The following is a 19,101-nucleotide window of genomic DNA, read 5'->3' on the forward strand; positions in this document are numbered from 1 at the left end:
CCTAAGGTATGATAAGGCATGCGGAAAGCTTGCGGAACATGCTCCGCTTTTTGCTTGCAATCAACCAAGTTGATACCCAAAGCAATATCGAAATCCGAAAAAGATGGGGCCGCTATCCGGTTCTTGAGGAATTCTGTCCTGTTTTGGTGGCGAAGCCGCTAAACACGCTTTATAGCGAGGGAATGGACAAGGGGATTCCGGTCAGGCATGGACGTGCGAAATCAGGTTGAGCAATTGCAGGAAGAGGCCAGTGCATCCGGTCCGGCTCTGACGCTTTCCAGCGTTACCCGCCAGTTTGGCCCTGTCCTTGCGCTCAACAATGTGTCGCTTGACGTGCAGGCCGGTGAAATCATCTGTCTCGTGGGCCATTCCGGCTGCGGCAAGACCTCCATGCTGCGCATTATCGCCGGTATCGACGCGCCCGATGGCGGCTTGCTGACCATGGGCGGCAATGTGCTCGCCTCTCCAACCACATTCGTCGAACCCGATAAGCGCAATATCGGCGTGGTCTTTCAGGATTATGCGCTGTTTCCGCATCTGAGCGTTCGCGACAATGTCATGTTCGGTCTGCGCAAGATGCGCCGCGATTTGGCTGAGGGCCGCGTGCGCGAACTGCTTGAACTTGTGGGCCTGTCGCATATGGCCGACCGCTATCCGCACATGTTGTCGGGCGGCGAGCAGCAGCGCGTGGCGCTGATCCGCGCGCTGGCGCCAAAGCCGCATCTTTTGTTGATGGACGAGCCGTTTTCCAATCTCGACCGGGGCCTGCGGGCAAAGGTGCGCCGCGAGACGGTCGGCCTGTTGCGGGCGCTTGGCACCACGGCAATTATCGTGACGCATGAGGCGGAAGAAGCGCTTTCGACCGGAGACCGCGTTGTGCTGATGCGTTCGGGCGAGATCGTTCAAAGCGGCACCGCGCGTGATCTTCATGATCGTCCTGAAAGCCGCTATGCCGCAGACTTCTTTTGCGATTTCAACGTCATTCCGGGTGTGGTGCAGAGCAATGCGGTGGAAACTGTTTACGGCAATTTCAAAGCGCCGCAAGCGCTGCAATCCGTGAAAGACGTGTCCGTCTATCTGCGTCCTGCCGATCTGCATATCGTCGCGGATGATGAGGCTGATCCCACCGATCTGCGCTGCCTGATCGAGATGCGCACCTTTCTGGGTGAAACGGAGGAACTGGTGCTCCATGCCGACGCCGCGCCGCTGCGTTTACGCCTGCGCACGCCGGTCCATGTGCCGAATACGGTCAATCACGTGTTTGTTCGTTTCGACCGCGACAAGGCCTTGATCTTCCACAGCTGATTCCAATTGGTTCGCATTTGCGTGGCAGGGCGATTGACCGGGCCAGAAACTGCTCATATAAGTTGATTGCATAACTCATCATTTTATTTGGAACCATTCCAAACGGAGGTAAAATGCCTATTTTCGCGCGTGCCAGCCTTGCTCTCGTTGCAGCGACTTTTCTATCTGGAACTGCTTCCGCCAATGAGGTGAATATCTACACGACGCGCGAACCGGGCCTCATTCAGCCTCTGCTGGACGCATTCAAGGCTTCGACGGGCATCACGGTCAACACCGTGTTCTTGAAGGATGGTCTGGCCGAGCGCGTCGCATCGGAAGGCGCAAGCTCTCCTGCCGATATTCTGATGACGGTCGATGCGGGCAATCTCGTTGATCTCGCAGAAAAGGGGCTGACCCAGCCGGTCGAATCCAAGACCCTGAACGAAGCCGTGCCGGAGCAGCTTCGTGACGCCAAGGGCAACTGGTATGCCCTGTCGCTGCGCGCCCGCGTGGTTTATGCGTCGAAGGATCTGGAACTCGACGCCATCAATTATGAAGACCTGTCCGATCCGAAGTGGAAGGGCAAGATCTGCATCCGCTCCGGTCAGCATCCTTACAACACCGCGCTTTTCGCCGATTACATCGCCCATTACGGCGCTGAAAAGACCGAAGCCTGGCTGACCGGCCTGAAGGCCAATCTGGCCCGCAAGGCTGCCGGTGGTGACCGCGATGGCGCCAAGGATATTGTCGGCGGAATTTGCGATATCGCCGTTGCCAATTCCTATTATGTCGGCCTGATGCGTTCGGGTAAGGGCGGCGATGAGCAGAAGGGCTGGGGCGAGGGCATCAAGGTCATCCTCCCGACTTTCAAGGATGGCGGCACGCAGGTCAATATCAGCGGCGCAGCCGTGGCCAAGAATGCCCCGCATAAGGAAGAGGCTGTCAAGCTTCTCGAATATCTGGTTTCCGACGAAGCGCAGAAGATTTATGCCGAGGCCAATTACGAATATCCGGTGAAGCCGGGCGCTCCGGTCGATGCGATTGTAAAGTCGTTTGGCGAATTGAATATCGACAAGGTTCCGCTGACCCAAATCGTCAGCCATCGCAAGGAAGCCAGCGAACTGGTTGATAAGGTTGGTTTCGACAACTAAAACCAGAATGACAGTATGAACAAAGCGCCGGTGCTTCATGCGCCGGCGTTTCAGTATAACGAGCACAATGACACCTATGCCCGCCACAGCACGACGTTCGCTTTTCCGGCCTGCAAGGGCGGGGCGCGTCTGGCTTTGGGCTTCAGCGGTGATTGCGCTTCTTGTTTTCCTGCCGGTTCTGGCGCTCGCTCGCGAAGCTTTGCAGGGTTCGGCAGGCCTGTGGCAGCATCTGTTCGCGACATTGTTGCCGACAGCCTTTGCCGATACGATCATTCTTCTGCTTGGCGTCGGCTTCATTGCCGCGCTCGTCGGGACGTCGATGGCGTGGCTGGTGACAGCCTATGATTTTCGCGGGCGCGGTATTCTGGAATGGGCGCTGCTGCTGCCGCTGGCGGTGCCGACCTATATCGTCGCCTATACCTATCTGGACATTCTTCATCCGATAGGGCCGGTGCAGGGCGCAATTCGCTATATTTTGGGCTTTGATAGCCCGCGCCAGTTCCGCTTGCCGGATATTCGCTCGATGACCGGCTGCATTCTGCTGCTGGGCTTCGTGCTCTATCCTTATGTTTATATCCCGACCCGGGCGATGTTTCTGACGCAGTCGGCGAGCCTCATGGATGCCGCACGAACCCTTGGCGTCAGTCGCCGCGGCATTTTCTGGCGGGTGGCGTTGCCGCTGGCGCGTCCCGCTGTTGCCGTTGGTGTCAGCCTCGCCTTGATGGAAACGCTGAACGATGTGGGCGCGGCTGAGTTTCTCGGCGTTCGCACGCTGACCGTATCGATCTACACGACATGGATCACGCGATCCGATCTGCCGGGCGCGGCACAGCTGGCGCTGGCTTTGCTGCTGATCGTGGTGGCGCTGGTGTCGCTGGAGCGTTGGGCGCGGCGCAAACAGCGCTTTGCTTCCAACATCCGCCATTCGCGCGGTTTTGAACCATCGAAGGTTTCAGCAGCCAGAGGGCTGGGGCTGTTTGCTATCGGGTCTTTGCCGGTGGTCATCGGCTTTGTCGGACCGGCGCTCTATCTGCTTATCGAAGCAATCAAGCGCGCCCGCTTCGCAGGCATATCGCCGCGTCTTGCCGGGGAGGCGGTCAACACGCTGCTGCTGGCCTCGATTGCGACAGCGATTGTGCTGGTCTGTGGCATGGCGGTTGCTTATGCGGTGCGTCTGTTTCCAGGCGCTTCCTCCCGCTGGTTCTATCGCCTGTCGACCATGGGCTATGCCGCCCCCGGTACGGTGATTGCCATTGGTATTCTCGTCGTTTCGGGCAGCTTCGATCATGTGTTCAACCAACTGGCCGGGTATCTTCTCGGCGTTCCCGCCGGTCTGATCCTGATCGGTTCGGGTGCCGCTGTGGTTTATGCCTATGGGGTGCGGTTTATGGCCATCGCCGCTGGCGGCATCGATGCCGGGCTGGAGCGCATTCCGCTGTCGCTCGATCATGCATCGCGCACGCTTGGACGAAGCGTGACGGCGACATTCCGCTCCGTGCATCTGCCGCTCTCCAGAACGGCAATTGTTGCAGCCGGATTGCTGGTTTTCGTGGACTGTGTGAAGGAGCTGCCCGCGACTTTGCTTCTCCGCCCGCTCAATATGGAAACTTTCGCGACGCATCTTTACGGCGAAGCCGCCCGCGGTACATATGAAGAAGCGTCGATTGCCGCACTTGCCATTGTGGTGATCGGTATTGTGCCGGTTATCCTGCTTGCGCGGGTAGGCCGTAGGACTGTCGATTCCGCGCGTCAATATTAAAATTGTCTAATATAGTAAGTGTCTTAAGTATAGACCTTATACCCTGGTATCGCTTGGCTTTTATGCTCGAATTTATGATTGCTTAAGTAGTGTAGGCTAAAGAAAATCCTGTTATATAATAAAACTACCAATATGCTTCGGTCAGGGCCGACGCGGCCTTGCGCGAATGAGAGCGGGGGCGTGACGTGTTCAAAGTTATCGAATGCATATCCGTACAGCACGACAGATCTATCGTCATCCTGGCCGCCCTCATTTCCTTCATAGGTGTCTTTGCGTTTTTTCTTCTGCTGGCGAGAGCGGGCGAATGCGCCGATCATCGCCGTGACAGCTGGCTCGCAACCGCTGCCTTTGCAGGCGGCTTGAGCGTCTGGGCAACGCATTTCGTTGCGATGCTCGCCTATCAGGGCACGGTGGCGATCGAGTTTGACCTCATCATCACGACGCTTTCAGCTGTGATTGCCATTGCCGGTTTCTGGGTCATACTTCGCTTGCTCAATTTCGACAGCGTCAAGGCAAACCTGTTTGCAGGATTTTGTGGCGCGCTGGTGATCGCCGCAATGCATTTCAACGGCATGGCCGCAATCCGGGCTGCTGCGACAGTCCAGTTTGATGCAGTGCCTATCATCGTCGGCGCGGTTGTCTCCACCCTGTTGCTGGCTGGCGCTTTCGAGGTGATGCGTCTCTCAGGCCGTTGGATGCGCATTTCCCTTGCCACGGTTCTCGGCGTCGGCTCGATCTGCGTCCTGCATTTCACCACCATGTCGTCCAGCACTTTGATACCCGATCCAAGCCTGCCTGCGGCTGATCCGCTGGGTACGGGCCGCATGTGGATCGTCGGCGCTGTGGCGACGGTCTCTTGCTTCATCGCGTTCATGACTGTCGCTGCCGTATTCATCGACCGTTACATGACGGATTTGAAGGGCTTTGCCAATGCGACGCTGGACGGGCTTGCCGTCATCCGCGACGACCGGATCGTCGAAGTGAATGCGCGCTTTTCGCGTTTGATGAACAGCACTGAAAAGGCGCTGATCGGGCGTTCGCCAGAGGATTTGCTGCTGACGGCAGATGGTCTGCCCGCCGCCGCGCCGCGCACGGCTGCGGTCGAGGCGACTCCCCGGCAGGAAAATGACGAGCGGATTTTCGAACTCGCCGTCCACACGATTGAATATCAGGGCAAGGCCTGTGAAGTGCTCGCCGTGCGAGACCTGACGGAAAAGCACGCCGCGCAGCGTCAGATCGAGCATATGGCGAACCATGATGCGCTGACCGATCTTCCCAATCGCGCCTTTTTCGAACAGCGCCTGTCCAATGCCGTAGGCGGACGCTCGCAGCAGCGTTGCGCCGTCTTCGCGCTCGATCTCGACCGGTTCAAGGCGGTGAACGATATTTTCGGTCATGCGCAGGGCGACCGGGTGTTGAAAACCGTTGCCAATATTCTGCGGCGCACGATTAGCGGCGTCGATACGGCGGCGCGCATTGGCGGCGACGAGTTCGTGATCCTGCAGGTCGGCGTGCCGCAGCCTTCAGGCGCGCGCAAGCTTGCCGAGCGGATATTGGACGAATTTAAAAAGGAAATGAATATGATCGCCGATCAGACGGCGGTGGGCGTCAGTATCGGTGTTGCGATCTATCCGACCGATGGCCGTGATGCCGAAACGCTCCGCCACGCTGCCGACGTCGCGCTTTACCGCGCAAAGACTAGCGGCAAGGGCATGGTTGCGTTCTATTCGCCGGAAATGGATCGCGAGATTACCGAGCGGCGGCAGCTGGAAGCCGATCTGCGGCAGGCCATGTCGCGCGGTCAGATAACAATCGCCTACCAGCCGCTGATCGGAACCGCCGACGGTTCCTGCAAGGGCTACGAAGCGCTGTTGCGCTGGACGCATCCGGAGCGCGGAACCATTCCGCCGGAAGTGTTCATTCCGATTGCCGAGGAAACCGGTGTCATTATCGCCCTTGGCGAATGGGTGCTGCGGGAAGCATGCCGGACGGCAGCAAGCTGGGACCGGCACCTGACGGTCGCCGTCAATGTGTCTCCGATCCAGTTTCGCCTGACCAATCTGCCTGAGACAGTCGCCGCCATTCTGGATGAAACCGGACTTGAGGCCTATCGGCTGGAACTTGAAGTTACGGAAGCGGCACTCATCAAGGACAGGCCCACCACGCTGGAACTGCTGCGCCGGATCAAGAAACTGGGCGTGCGCATCGTGATGGACGATTTCGGCACCGGCTATTCCTCGCTGAACAACCTCCAGAGCTTCCCATTCGACAAGATCAAGATCGACCGCAGCTTCATCAATACGATGGAAACCGATGTCAGTTCCCACGCGATTGTGCGGGCAATTGTCGGGCTTGGGCGCAGTCTCGATCTGCCCGTCGTAGCGGAAGGTATCGAAAATTTTCATCAGCACCGCATGGTGATCGAAGAGGGCTGCGCACAGGTGCAGGGTTTCCTGTTCGGGCGCCCCGCACAGGCGCCAGGCATGGCCGACCCGTCAGAAATTGTTCTCTACAAGAAATTTGTGGACAAATAAAACGTTCCGCCTTGCTTGCTGCGGCGAATAAAGTGGAGCTTCGGAAGCGGCTCCCGGGCTCTCTATACTCTGCCAAATTGTTACAAGGCTGTTACATGACAGTCGCGCGATGTGCTTTCAGGGCGCGTCCGGCGGCCTGCGCGTCGGTAGCGCCAAGACAAATAATCCAAGACTATCAAAGGGGTTGCCACAGCACCCGTATCGGAGGGGAGCGGGGATAGTATAATGTTTTCAACACGATATTTCGCGTGATCGCAATAATATGTGAATTTATTACAAGGAGCTTTCCGTGCTTCTAACACGTTGAAGCCACAAATTGACAGCTCAATGGGGCTGAAGCATCGGGCAAGAAACGACATCGTTTTGGAAAGCACGGTGTAAAGGAAAGTAAACAATACCTTCGATCCGGAAGGAAAAGCCATGTGGCGGCTTTTGACCTGACGTATCGCGGCTTAAGTTGGATGATAGATACAATGCTTACTTCGCAGCAATGGCTCCCGGTCGAATTGCTCAACATCGGGCTGGCCGCGGCTCTTTTCTTCGCCTGCCTTGTCCACTCTCTGTGGAAGGCGGTCTTCGATGAACTCAATCCGGTTTTCTGGCGCCGCACGGCTGCCCTTTTGTGGGCTGGTGTCGTGGTCGTCGCGCTGAGCGGCGGGCTGGACAGCTTCGACTGGGTACAGGCAATCGGCTGGATGCTCGTCGCCGGTGGCGTTGCCGCAACGGTGGTTCGCGCCGGTCTTTCCTATTATCGCCAGTATTGCGCGCAGAACCCGCAGGGTGTCTTCGGTCGTCGCACGCGGCTTTCGGGACGGTGAGCCTTATGTTTGCAAGAACCGAAACAATGCCCTTGCGGCAACACCGCCCTTATAGCCTGCGCTCGTTCTTTATCCGCGCTTTTGGCTCTGCACGATCCCGTAAATATTCGTAGAACGGGCGCCGGAGCGGCAATAGGCGAAGAACGGCCCTTCTGCCTCGTCAAGCGCCGCCGCCATGGCATGGACATCATCCTGCGTCAGCTGGCCGCCAACCACCGGAATGTAATAGGTGGCGAGGCCAGCTTTCTCTGCAACACGCGCAATTTCTGCAAAATCCGGCTGTTCCGGGCCGCCTTCGCCATCGGGACGGTTGCAGATGATCGTCTGAAAGCCTTCTGCCGCAATGTCGCGTACGTCATCGGGCGAAATCTGGCCCGAGACTGAGTAATTATCGTCGATCTGGCGAATATCCATTTTATCCTCGCTATCGGCGCTGCCTTTCATACACAATATATTCGGGCGATGGCCGAAATACTTGTGCTGCATGCCTGTTCGCTGGCACCATACATAAAACCCGATATGATGCTACAGCAAACTGTAGCAATGTGTCGGGATGCGCAAACAGCAGGCAAGAGAAATGACAATACCCAAGATCAGTCAGGATGTGGTGCGCCTCGCACATCGCGTTTCGGGCTTCCAGGAAGGGCACCGCGCCGTGCCCGAGGAAGTGCCGGTCGCGATGAGCTACAACGGCTCCACACAGGCTGTCATGATGGCGACCCCATCCGATCTGGAGGATTTCGCGGTCGGGTTCAGTCTGACCGAAGGTATTATCGACGATGCCGGCCAGATTGAAAGCATCGAGCTTGTCGCATTCGCGGAAGGCGTGGATGTGCAGATGCGCCTTGCTGAATTGCCGGAACAGCGGCTGGCGGCGCGTCGCCGTTTCATGGCTGGCCCGGTTGGCTGCGGACTATGCGGCATCGATTCCATCGAACAGGCCTTGCGCCCGGTGAAGCCGCTCGCGGTGGACGGCTACCGTTTTTCGGCGAGCACCATTGCCATCGCGATGGCGGCACTCGGGCGTGAACAACAATTGAATGCGATCACCCATTCGGTTCACGCAGCTGGTTTCTACACACCGCAGCAGGGATTGATTGCTGCGCGTGAGGATGTTGGCCGGCATAATGCGCTGGACAAGCTCGTTGGCGCTCTGGCGCGTAGCGAGTTCGCAACCGGATGCGGCATAACCGTGATCACGAGCCGGGTATCCGTTGAAATGGTGCAAAAGGCAGTGAAGCTTGGCGCGCCGGTTCTTGCGGCTATTTCAGCGCCCACGGCACTCGCCATTCGCACGGCACAGGAGGCCAATCTCACTCTGGTCGCCATCGTGCGCGGCGAAGAATTCGATATCTACACCCATGGCGAGCGTATTGTGGTCGACTGAGATACGGCCCCGCATGGCGGGGCCGTTCCTGTGAGCGATCAAACCAATGCGGCGATACGGCTGTGTTCGCCGACGATCTGCAAGGCCGCGTGAGCGGCTTCGACACCCTTCACCTTGAAATGGTTGAAGAAGAAGTCGTGATGCTCCTTGCTGTCATGGAAATGATGCGGGGTCAGAACGACGCTCAGCACCGGCACTTCGGTTTCCAGCTGCACCTGCATCATGCCGTTGATGACGGCAGTGGCCACGAAATCATGGCGATAGATGCCGCCATCGATGACGAATGCGGAGCCGACGATGGCTGCATACTGGCCGGTCTTGGCAAGCGTCTTGGCATGAAGCGGAATTTCGTAAGCGCCGGGAACATCGAAGACGTCCACTTCGACATTGGTGCCGGTTTGGGCGGCGAGTTCCGCGATAAAGCTCTTGCGGGCTTCGTCGACAATGTCGGCGTGCCAGCGGGCCTGAATGAATGCAACTTTGAAGGAAGTCTTGTTCGGATAGCTCTGGTTCATAGGTTCCTCAAGAAACTAGAATCAGGGCGCACAAAGGAACGCATTGCTCGCGTCGGGAGACGCAATTCGTCACGCTCTTTTGCTCTCTTTCATCCGGACTATACCGTCGGCTCCGGCATCTCACCGGATCTGCTGACCCTGACAGAAGAAGCGAATCAGCTTCCTTCTTTCAGGCGCTCGCGGGCTTAGAAATCGCTTTCCATACCGCCGGTGGGGAATCTCACCCCGCCCCGAGAACAAGCCCACGCACTATTGCGAGAGCACCCTTAAATTAAGTGGCGGCTGCGATCTTGTCCAGTCGGTTCACAGGATTTTTATCCCATTAAAGAGCGTGCAGCGTCATTTTTGGTCTACGGAAATTCAAACGTTTAGGCGCTAGCCGCAACAGCTCCCCAAAAAAGCCTAAATGCCTCATTTCTCATGCGAAATTGCCCGCAGAAAAGGGCAGCAAATTTTAATCGATTAAATTTTTCACTATTTATCATATCTGCCGTATTGACACCCATCAGGGGTTTCAGCCTATCCTAAGCATTACATCTTGTCGGTTGGATGCGGTTCATCCATAAAAGACAACGTTGTCAATTGGGGTGAGGCGGCGTAAAGATGGTATGGAGGACATCGCAGCACGTCGTGTCGTTTGGCCGGGGTATCCGGCGGGGATCATCTCCCTGTGTCGGGTTGCGGCAGTGAATGAGGAGGAGCCGGTTGTATGGAGCGACCGGTTTCAGTTTGCGCCTGAAGGCGCGGACAGGACGAAGGAAATATAAGTTTCGTTTGTTTCTACGGGAGGTAGACATGCATAAACTTCTGAAACTCGCCGCTATGGGCACCGCTGCCTGCGCTTTGCTCGCCGGAATGGCGCCTGTCGCAAATGCACAGGATGCCAAGCAGAATGTTGAGGTTCTGCACTGGTGGACCGCTGGCGGTGAAGCTGCCGCGCTCGATGTTCTCAAGAAGGACCTCGAAAAGAAGGGCATCAGCTGGACTGACATGCCGGTTGCAGGCGGTGGCGGCACCGAAGCCATGACCGTTCTGCGCGCCCGCGTTACCGCTGGCAACGCACCGACCGCCGTGCAGATGCTCGGTTTCGACATTCGCGACTGGGCCGAGCAGGGCGCTCTTGGCAATCTCGATGAAGTTGCCAACAAGGAAGGCTGGGACAAGGTCATTCCGGCTCCGTTGCAGGCATTCGCCAAGTATGAAGATCACTGGATCGCCGCGCCTGTGAATGTCCACACCACCAACTGGATGTGGATCAACAAGGCCGCGCTCGACAAGGCAGGCGGCAAGGAACCGGCAAACTGGGATGAGTTGATTGCGCTTCTCGACAAGTTCAAGGAGCAGGGCATCACGCCAATCGCCCACGGTGGCCAGCCTTGGCAGGATGCGACGATCTTCGACGCTGTCGTGCTTTCGTTCGGCACCGATTTCTACAAGAAGGCCTTCATCGATCTCGACCCGGAAACGCTGGGCAGTGATACGATGAAGCAGGCTTTTGACCGTATGACCAAGCTGCGCAGCTATGTCGATGACAACTTCTCCGGTCGCGACTGGAACCTGGCTTCGGCCATGGTCATCGAAGGCAAGGCCGGTCTGCAGTTCATGGGCGACTGGGCCAAGGGCGAATTCGTGAAGGCCGGCAAGAAGCCGGGCACGGATTTCGTCTGCATGCGCTATCCGGGCACGCAGGGCGCGGTGACCTTCAACTCCGACATGTTCGCGATGTTCAAGGTTTCCGACGACAAGATCCCGGCGCAGATGGAAATGGCATCGGCTGTTGAAAGCCCGACCTTCCAGTCGGCCTTCAACGTGGTCAAGGGCTCGGCGCCTGCACGCACCGACGTGCCGAACACCGACTTCGATGCTTGCGGCCAGAAGGCTATCGCCGACCTGAAGGAAGCCGATGGCAAGGGCACGATGCTGGGTTCCATGGCGCATGGCTATGCCAATCCGGCAGCCGTCAAGAACGCGATCTACGACGTGGTGACCCGCGAGTTCAACGGACAGCTCTCTTCGGAAGATGCTGTCAAGGAACTCGTCTCGGCTGTCGCTGCAGCGAAGTGATGCGCTGAATAGGCGTCCGGGAAGTTTAAACCTCCCGGACGTTTTTTATCCGGCCCGGATTCTCCGACCGGCGCAGCAATATCGTAACTAATCAAGCATTGCATGATGTTGTCTTGCATGGTTCCATCTGAACCGGTGAAGGCATCTCGGACCAACGCATTTTGCAGCCGGGTCGCGATCCGGTCTTGCATAAATGCCGCTGAAACGATCGTCTCCAATACGCCTTCATGGGGCATCAGGAGCGGCGCAAACTGGGTGGCGCAAATATGCAGCGTAACAGCCGATTGCAGGAAATCATCCCCAAGCTGGTCTTGGCTCCGAGTTTCCTGATCGTCCTCGTCTTCGTCTACGGGTTTATCATCTATACCGGCGTGCTTTCGCTGACCAACAGCCGCATGCTGCCATCCTACGGCTTCGTGGGATTGTCCAATTATGAGAAACTCTGGGCGCTGCCGCATTGGTGGCGGGCGATCACCAATCTGGCGATTTTCGCGTCGCTCTATATCATCATCTGCTCGGTGATCGGCCTGTTTCTGGCCATTCTGCTCGACCAGAAGATCCGCGGCGAAGGCTTTTTGCGTCCGATCTATCTCTACCCGATGGCCCTTTCCTTCATCGTGACCGGCACGGCATGGAAGTGGTTTCTCGATCCGGGCATCGGGCTTGAAAACACCATGCATCTGTGGGGTTGGGAAAGTTTTTCCTTCGGCTGGATCAAGAGCAACACCATGGCGATCTACTGTCTGGTGATCGCCGCCGTGTGGCAATCGTCGGGTTTCGTGATGGCGATGTTTCTTGCCGGCCTACGCGGCGTTGATAATGAAATCATCAAAGCGGCCCAGATCGACGGCGCTTCGACCGCCACGATCTATCGCCGCATCATTATTCCGCTGATGCGCCCGGTATTTCTGTCGGCCTTTGTCGTGCTGGCGCATCTGGCGATCAAGGCCTACGATCTGGTGATCGCGCTGACCGGCGGCGGGCCGGGGCAGGCGACCGAACTTCCGGCGACATTCATGTATTCCTATACGTTCACCCGTAACCAGATGGGCATTGGTGCTTCGTCAGCGATTATCATGCTGGCGATGATCTTCTCTATCATCATTCCCTATCTCTATTCGGAAATTCGCGGAGGGTCGCGGTCATGAGCGCCCAGTCGCAAGATAACGCCATCAACAGCGGAAAGCTGACGCGAGCGCTGATCTACACCGCGCTGCTGCTCTTCGCCTTTTATTATCTGTTGCCGCTCTATGTGATGCTGGTCAACTCGTTCAAGCCGCTGGAAGAAATCCGTCAGGGCGGCATGTTGAACTTGCCGCAGCAATGGACCATCGAGCCCTGGCTTTCGGCCTGGTCCACGGCGCAGATCGGTGTGCAGCCTACCGGACTGAAGCCGTTCTTCATCAATTCCATTTTGATGGTCGTGCCTGCCGTGGCAATCTCCACGATCATCGGCGCGTTGAATGGTTACGTGCTGACTAAATGGCGCTTTCGCGGCTCGAACATCTTCTTCGGACTGCTGCTTTTGTCATGCTTCATTCCGTTCCAGATCGTGCTCATCCCCATGGCGCGTGTGCTCGGGCTTTTCGGCATTGCCGGAACGATATGGGGCCTCATCATGGTGCACGTCATCTATGGTCTCGGCTTCACGACCCTCTATTTCCGCAACTATTACGAAGCGTTCCCGACCGAGCTGGTGCGTGCCGCGCAGATTGATGGCGCAAGCTTTTTCCAGATTTTCTGGCGCATTTTGCTGCCGTCGTCGGGGCCGATCATCGTGGTGTCGGTGATCTGGCAGTTCACCAATATCTGGAACGACTTCCTGTTCGGCGCGTCCTTCTCCGGCGCGCACTCCACGCCGATGACGGTTGCGCTCAACAACCTCGTTTCGTCTTCCACAGGCGTCAAGGAATATAACGTCCATTTCGCGGGCGCCATTCTGGCGGCTCTGCCGACGCTGATCGTCTATATCGTATCTGGCCGCTACTTCGTGCGCGGTCTGATGTCCGGTGCCGTCAAGGGATAAGTTCAATATGTCATTTCTGAAAATTACCGATCTCTACAAATCCTATGGCACCGTCTTGATCCTGAAAAACATCAATATCGAGATTGAAGAAGGCGGCTTTCTGGTTCTCGTTGGCCCGTCGGGTTGCGGCAAGTCCACACTGCTCAACACGATTGCCGGTCTTGAGCCGATCACCTCCGGCGACATTGCCATCAACGGCAAATCGGTTGCCGGCCTGCATCCATCTCAGCGCGATATCGCCATGGTCTTCCAGTCCTATGCGCTTTATCCGAACATGACGGTTGCCGGAAACATCGCTTTCGGCATGGAAATCCGCAAAGTTCCGAAGCCCGAGCGCGACAAGGCCATTCAGGAAGTGGCCGACATGTTGCAGATCGGGCATCTGCTCGACCGCAAGCCGAGCCAGCTTTCCGGTGGTCAGCGCCAGCGCGTCGCCATGGGCCGCGCATTGGTGCGCAATCCGCAGGTCTTCCTGTTCGATGAACCGCTGTCGAACCTCGATGCGAAGCTGCGTGTGGATATGCGCACCGAAATCAAGCGGCTGCACAACCGCATGAAAACCACCATTGTCTATGTCACGCATGACCAGATCGAAGCCATGACGCTGGCAACCAAAATCGCGGTGCTTAAAGACGGCGTCTTGCAGCAGTTCGGCACGCCTGCGGAGATTTATAACAATCCGTCCAACATGTTCGTGGCGGATTTCATGGGTTCACCGGCGATGAACCTGCTGTCCGTTGCAGTGGAGAAGAACGGCACGGATTATGCAATCTCGCTTGATCGCGGGGATGGGCAGGCTTTGACGCTGCCGCTGAAGAACGCGCCGCAAGCGCTTGGCGATTACGTGGGCAAACAGGTTGTCTTCGGCATTCGTCCGGAAGCCTTGACTGATCCCGACGGCGCGGATCGCAATGCGGGCGCTGTCGTGGAAGGCGACTGCCTGATTGACGTGGTCGAACCGGCAGGGTCGGACACGTTCGCGGTAACCCGTCTTGGCGGCAAGCATGTGGTCGCCCGGCTGCGCGCCGATGCGCGCATCGTTGCCGGGCAAGCATCGCGGCTCGCCTTCAATCTCGACAAGTCGGTGTTCTTCGATCCGACGAGCCAGGCACGGATTCTGTAGAACAACATTCGCCAGATACGGGAAATCGGTATCTAAACCGCTTCCCCATTCTGGCTCGCCGTTCAAAGCCAAAACGAAAAGAGCGCTTCCGACCAATCGGAAGCGCTCTTTTTCATAATTTGCCTGGAGGGCAAAATCAAATTCGATCTATGAACATCGCAAGCACTGGACCAGCCTCATCGGGCGGTCAACTCAGCGCAGAAAATCCAGTCCCAGAAGACCGACCGCAAGCGCCGTGTTCAGCGAAATGATCATCATGCCATAAACAAGTGCAGTTCTCGTAATATCGTTCATTTCCTACCTCCTTGAGCCGGGACCACCCCTTCCAGACTCGAAGCCTCGTGAAACTGTTACCGAATGTAACAGTCCGTTACGGAGAGCGCAACCCCGCTTTACACAATTGTGAACGATTGAAATCTGCCGTGAGAAAATTGGCTGCCGGCAGCCCGCGCTCGCGGTCCGGTCGCAAAAATCGCCACCAAGTCACCACAATGTGAGAAAAAATTGGCTAGCAATCTATCTATAAGCTCGACATAGCTTCGGCAGGCTTTATGTAAAAAGCACGGCTTATTCGGATATTCATCGTGAACCGCATCATTCCACTTGTGCTGGCTATTGCTCTTTTCATGGAGCAGATGGATTCGAATGTCATCTCGACATCTTTGCCAGCAATTGCCGCAGATATCGGCACCAGCCCGATTGCGCTCAAGCTGGCGCTGACGGCCTATCTCGTCGCGCTCGCGGTGTTCATCCCAGTCAGCGGCTGGATGGCCGATCGGTTTGGCGCCAAAAATGTCTTTCGCGCGGCCATTGCCGTCTTCGTCGTCGGTTCGATTGCCTGTGCAGCAGCAAACTCGCTGACCGCCTTCGTGGTTGCGCGCTTCTTGCAGGGCATGGGCGGCGCGATGATGACGCCGGTGGGGCGTCTTGTGCTTATTCGCTCCACACCGCGCAGTGAGCTTGTCTCCGCCATGGCGTGGCTGACGATCCCGGCCATGGTCGGCCCGTTGGTTGGTCCGCCGGTTGGCGGCTTCATCACGACCTTTCTCACCTGGCACTGGATATTCCTGATCAATGTACCCATCGGCGCTGTCGGTATCTGGTTTGCAACGCGCTTCCTGCCCGATAATGACGAGCGCATCGTCAAGCGTCTCGACTGGCCGGGTTTCGTTCTTTCCGGCATCGCCATGTCTGGTGTGGTCTTCGGCCTCTCAGTGGTCAGCCTTCCGGCGTTGCCGCCCGCCGTTGGCTTGGTCACTCTGGCTGTCGGTCTGATCTGCTCGGTGCTTTACATCGGCCATGCGCGGCGCAGCGCCGATCCGCTGCTCGATCTGCGGCTGTTCGACAATCAGGTTTTCCGTTCGGCAGTGTTCGGCGGCAGTATTTTCCGCTTTGGCATTGGCGCAATTCCGTTTCTGCTGCCGCTGATGTTCCAGCTCGGCTTCGGGTTCTCTCCGTTCCAGTCGGGCATGATAACCTTCGTGTCAGCCATCGGCGCTATCAGCATGAAGTTCGGTGCAAAACGGATTTTCGCTCGGATCGGTTTCCGGCGCGCCTTGATGGCGGGCTCGATCATTTCGGCGGGCTTCATCGCGGTAAACAGCCTGTTCACGCCTGCAACGCCGATCTGGTTCATTCTCGGCTTCCTGCTGGTCGGCGGCTTTGCGCGCTCCCTGTTCTTTACCGGCGTCAATGCGCTGGCCTATGCGGAAATTCCGGATGAGAAGACCAGTCAGGCCACGCCGATGACCGCTGTTGCACAGCAGGTTTCGCTGGCGATTGGCGTTGCGCTTGCCGGCGGCGTTCTGGAAATCAGCAGTGGCTTGCGCGGTGCGCCGCTTGCTTTGGTCGATTTCCACGTCGGCTTTATCGTGGTGGCTTTGGTCTCCGCAGTGGCATTCTTCTGGTTCGCGCGGCTTTCGCCCGATGCCGGTCACGAATTGGCCGGGCCGACTGTCGTTAAACCGAAGAGCACTGAGCGTGCTGTAGTCGAAGCGGCAAACTCGTCGGCGGGTAAATAAAAGGGGCCGTGGGGCCCCTGTCGTGACTTTGCGATTTCGTTTGAAAATCAGCCTTTAAAATCCCGTGCGAGCAGATAAAGCTCCACCGATTCCGCGCGCGATGCGGGCGGTTTGACGTGATGCACGGAGCGGAATTTCTGCTTCAGCATGGCCAGGAGCTCGTTTTCCGTGCCGCCCTGAAATGTCTTGGTCAGGAAGTGGCCGCCGGGCTTGAGCACCGAGACCGCAAAATCAGCCGCCACTTCACACAGATGCACCGTGCGCAGATGGTCGGTGCGACGGTGACCGGTGGTAGGTGCCGCCATATCGGAAATGACGAGATCTGGCTTGTCGCCAAGCGCTTCCATCAGCTTCTGGGGTGCTTCATCGTCGAGAAAGTCCATTTCCAGAAGGATAACGCCCGGCAGCGGATCGACATGCAGATAGTCGATGCCGACAACATGCGGGTCTTCATCGGTGGAGCCGACGATCTTGGCCGCAATCTGCGACCAGCCGCCCGGTGCTGCGCCAAGATCGATGATCTTCTGCCCCTTCTTGAGCAGGTCATAGCGGTCGTTGATTTCGATCAGCTTATAGGCCGCGCGCGAACGATAGCCATCCTGCTTGGACTTGTGCACATAGGGGTCGTTCAGGTGACGCAGCAGCCAGCGACGCGAGGATTCCTTGATCGTGCCTGCCTTTTTCTTCACGCGCACGTGCAGATTGCTGGTGCCCGCACCACCACGCCCACCAGTTTTGGCGCCCGTCTTCGTGCCGCCCTTGTTTCCGCCTGCTTTGCTCATTTTCAGTTGCCTGTTCTAGCGCCAACAGCGCATTTATTGGCGCAATTGCGCACGATTGTGCCGCCATGCGCCGTCGCGCGACATCAGTTCGGTCAGGATGCCTTCACGCAAACCGCGATCCGCCACCAGAAGTTTTTCACTCGGCCAAACCTTGCGGATGGCATCGAGAATGGCGCAGCCTGCAAGAACCAGATCGGCCCTGTCCGCACCGATGCATGGATTTGCCACCCGCGCCTCGAAATCCCAGGAGAGGAGGCGGCTCGTCATCTGCGTCACATCTTCCGAGCCCATCCACATGCCATCGACGCGGCGACGATCATAGCGTTCGAGACCGAGATGAATACCCGCCAGTGTGGTCACCGTACCGGATGTGCCGAGCAAATGGAAACGCGGGCTTGAAGCCAGTTGGCCCAAGCAGTGCCGTTCGGCAAAGCTGGACAGAAGCTCGGTCACATGACCGACCATCGCCTCGAAACTTTCCTGCGTGACATTGCGCCCACCGAAACGCTCGGCAAGGGTCACGACCCCAACGGGCAGCGACGTCCATGCCATGATGTGTTCGGCAAGACGCGGCGAACGGCGTTGTGAAACGTCGATCAGCGCGATTTCGGATGAACCGCCGCCAATATCGAACAGCACCACGGCTTCCGTTTCGCGCGCCACCAGCGTTCCGCAGCCCGAAACGGCCAGACGCGCCTCGGTCTGGCGATCGACGATTTCCAGTTCAAGTCCGGTTTCCTCGCGGACACGCTCCAGAAACTCTTCGCCGTTGGAAGCCGCGCGGCAAGCCTCCGTCGCAATCAGACGCGAACGGCGAATTTTCTTGCCCGCCAGCTTGTCGCGGCAAATCTTGAGCGCTTCAATGGCGCGCAGCATGGCGTTGTCGCTCAGTCTGCCAGTCGCGCTCAAGCCTTCGCCGAGGCGCACGATCCGCGAAAAAGCATCCACAACGCGAAACTGTCCCGGCCGGGTCGGCGATGCAACCAGCAGGCGGCAATTGTTGGTGCCAAGGTCGAGCGCGGCATAAAGCGGCGCTTCGGCGTGGTAGTGCCGTGGAGGCTGTGCCGTGCCGTTCTTGCGCTTGGCTTGAGACGATGCCTGCGCATGGTTGTCACGGCGCGGGGTTTCGTGGCCTTGCTTGGCGGTGTGTTCAGCGGCCCGCGGCGCGGCATTCGTCTGCTGCTGCGCCTGCTTCTTCTTGCGGGCGCGTCGGCGACGATTCGAAATTTTGCCGGGAGACTTGGCTTCCTGATGCGCGGCTTCTTCCGCAGCTTTCTGTGCAACAGCTGCTTCCGATCGCCGTCCCGCTTTGCCACGGTGACGACGGCGCGCACGCTTCCGCTGGCTGCCGGAACCCTTGTCGTCCGCTTCACTTTGCGGCTTTGGGCATCCTGAATCGGGTGCGCTACGCGCATTGCCCGCTTCTGCAACGGCTTCCTTGCGCGCTTTGCGCTTGCCGTTGTGGGACGGACTCCGGGCTTGAGCATTTCCCGATTGTCCGCCGGACGCCCCTTGATGCGCCTTTTCTACGGGGCGCTCCTCGGGGTTTTTCAAGGTACTGATCCTTATAAGCGCCGCGCGAACCGTCAGGACGCAAGCTGGACACTTCAATTATTACGTTGCCCTTAATGTAACAG

Annotated in this window: 15 protein-coding genes and 1 riboswitch; of the genes, 11 read left to right on the top strand and 4 right to left on the bottom strand. The window is 57.7% G+C overall.

Annotated elements, in window-relative coordinates; translation table 11 throughout:
* Positions 1 to 207 precede the first annotated feature (207 nt).
* From HWD97_RS22285 to HWD97_RS22305, 5 genes are all read left to right on the top strand, one after another.
* Positions 208 to 1,305, top strand: a complete 1,098-nt coding sequence (locus tag HWD97_RS22285; RefSeq protein WP_109367212.1) for an ABC transporter ATP-binding protein — start codon at positions 208 to 210, stop codon at positions 1,303 to 1,305.
* Between the two features lie 113 nt (positions 1,306 to 1,418).
* A complete protein-coding gene (locus HWD97_RS22290) occupies positions 1,419 to 2,435 on the top strand; it encodes a Fe(3+) ABC transporter substrate-binding protein (RefSeq protein WP_109367213.1) in 1,017 nt (338 codons plus the stop codon).
* Positions 2,436 to 2,502: 67 nt separating this feature from the next.
* On the top strand, positions 2,503 to 4,194 hold the full coding sequence (locus tag HWD97_RS22295) for an iron ABC transporter permease (protein WP_109367214.1): 1,692 nt from the start codon (positions 2,503 to 2,505) through the stop codon (positions 4,192 to 4,194).
* 185 nt (positions 4,195 to 4,379) lie between these two features.
* Positions 4,380 to 6,728 carry an EAL domain-containing protein gene (locus HWD97_RS22300; RefSeq protein ID WP_371835631.1) on the top strand — a complete coding sequence of 783 codons (2,349 nt, stop codon included), beginning with the start codon at positions 4,380 to 4,382 and terminating at the stop codon, positions 6,726 to 6,728.
* A 473-nt stretch (positions 6,729 to 7,201) separates the two neighbouring features.
* Positions 7,202 to 7,546 (top strand): hypothetical protein, encoded by a 345-nt coding sequence (locus tag HWD97_RS22305; protein WP_121538239.1) that lies wholly within the window; start codon positions 7,202 to 7,204, stop codon positions 7,544 to 7,546.
* A gap of 69 nt (positions 7,547 to 7,615) precedes the next feature.
* Here the strand turns inward: HWD97_RS22305 and HWD97_RS22310 are convergent, their stop codons facing one another.
* A complete protein-coding gene (locus tag HWD97_RS22310) occupies positions 7,616 to 7,960 on the bottom strand; it encodes a TIGR01244 family sulfur transferase (protein ID WP_109367971.1) in 345 nt (114 codons plus the stop codon).
* Positions 7,961 to 8,123: 163 nt separating this feature from the next.
* On the opposite strand from HWD97_RS22310, the gene fdhD reads away from it, so the two are divergent.
* A complete protein-coding gene (gene fdhD, locus HWD97_RS22315; protein ID WP_109367217.1) occupies positions 8,124 to 8,933 on the top strand; it encodes a formate dehydrogenase accessory sulfurtransferase FdhD in 810 nt (269 codons plus the stop codon).
* Between the two features lie 38 nt (positions 8,934 to 8,971).
* Here fdhD and HWD97_RS22320 read toward each other — a convergent pair whose 3' ends face one another.
* Positions 8,972 to 9,448 (bottom strand): 6,7-dimethyl-8-ribityllumazine synthase, encoded by a 477-nt coding sequence (locus tag HWD97_RS22320; RefSeq protein WP_109367218.1) that lies wholly within the window; start codon positions 9,446 to 9,448, stop codon positions 8,972 to 8,974.
* A 77-nt stretch (positions 9,449 to 9,525) separates the two neighbouring features.
* Positions 9,526 to 9,690: riboswitch (FMN riboswitch) on the bottom strand.
* Between the two features lie 553 nt (positions 9,691 to 10,243).
* Between HWD97_RS22320 and HWD97_RS22325 the strand changes: the two genes are divergently transcribed.
* From HWD97_RS22325 to HWD97_RS22345, 5 genes are all read left to right on the top strand, one after another.
* Complete coding sequence (locus tag HWD97_RS22325; protein ID WP_109367219.1) at positions 10,244 to 11,512, top strand: ABC transporter substrate-binding protein; 1,269 nt, start codon at positions 10,244 to 10,246, stop codon at positions 11,510 to 11,512.
* 266 nt (positions 11,513 to 11,778) lie between these two features.
* Positions 11,779 to 12,660 (top strand): carbohydrate ABC transporter permease, encoded by an 882-nt coding sequence (locus HWD97_RS22330; protein WP_109367972.1) that lies wholly within the window; start codon positions 11,779 to 11,781, stop codon positions 12,658 to 12,660.
* Positions 12,657 to 13,538, top strand: a complete 882-nt coding sequence (locus tag HWD97_RS22335; protein ID WP_109367220.1) for a carbohydrate ABC transporter permease — start codon at positions 12,657 to 12,659, stop codon at positions 13,536 to 13,538. Before HWD97_RS22330 ends, HWD97_RS22335 begins: the two co-directional genes overlap by 4 nt.
* A 7-nt stretch (positions 13,539 to 13,545) precedes the next feature.
* Positions 13,546 to 14,661 (top strand): ABC transporter ATP-binding protein, encoded by a 1,116-nt coding sequence (locus HWD97_RS22340; protein ID WP_371835632.1) that lies wholly within the window; start codon positions 13,546 to 13,548, stop codon positions 14,659 to 14,661.
* 584 nt (positions 14,662 to 15,245) lie between these two features.
* Positions 15,246 to 16,682 (top strand): DHA2 family efflux MFS transporter permease subunit, encoded by a 1,437-nt coding sequence (locus tag HWD97_RS22345; RefSeq protein ID WP_109367222.1) that lies wholly within the window; start codon positions 15,246 to 15,248, stop codon positions 16,680 to 16,682.
* A gap of 47 nt (positions 16,683 to 16,729) precedes the next feature.
* Here HWD97_RS22345 and HWD97_RS22350 read toward each other — a convergent pair whose 3' ends face one another.
* Positions 16,730 to 17,464: an RlmE family RNA methyltransferase gene (locus HWD97_RS22350; protein ID WP_109367223.1), complete on the bottom strand. Its 735-nt coding sequence runs from the start codon at positions 17,462 to 17,464 to the stop codon at positions 16,730 to 16,732.
* 33 nt (positions 17,465 to 17,497) lie between these two features.
* Complete coding sequence (locus HWD97_RS22355; protein WP_109367224.1) at positions 17,498 to 19,018, bottom strand: Ppx/GppA phosphatase family protein; 1,521 nt, start codon at positions 19,016 to 19,018, stop codon at positions 17,498 to 17,500.
* Between the last annotated feature and the right edge of the window lie 83 nt (positions 19,019 to 19,101).

The organism is Ochrobactrum sp. C6C9 (genome assembly GCF_022627935.1).
GTDB lineage: Bacteria > Pseudomonadota > Alphaproteobacteria > Rhizobiales > Rhizobiaceae > Brucella > Brucella teleogrylli.